Here is a 343-nt window from a genome sequence, read left to right as displayed (position 1 = left end):
AGAAATTGGTTCAATATATAGATGAAGAATTATTAAAGAAACAGGATGTATATATCGATACGAAAGTAATTGCACCACTTCTTTCTATTTCGCCGAAAAAGATTTATTTATATACGAAAGAACAAGATCATAATATGATTATTACTTTGCGAAATGTATTTCAGGAACGAGTGCAACTACATGGATTACATGAATTTGAGCGCAATGTGAAAAATTTAAAAAATAAAGGTAACGCCCTTGATTTTCTAAGTTTTTGAGCATATAATTACCTACATAAATGAAATATATTGAAATGTTATGATGAGGACATGGGTAGTTTTCTACGATTTTCAGAGAGGGAAGC

At 29.7% G+C, this 343-nt stretch carries 1 protein-coding gene; it reads left to right on the top strand.

What is annotated here, in order from left to right; translation table 11 throughout:
• The coding region (gene ytxC / locus SB775_RS28130; protein WP_410864453.1) for a sporulation protein YtxC at positions 1-257 on the top strand (257 nt) is incomplete at its 5' end.
• Positions 258-343: the final 86 nt, after the last annotated feature.

The sequence above is a fragment of the Peribacillus sp. SIMBA_075 genome (assembly GCF_046534585.1).
This window is presented reverse-complemented; position numbering and strand designations above follow the sequence as displayed.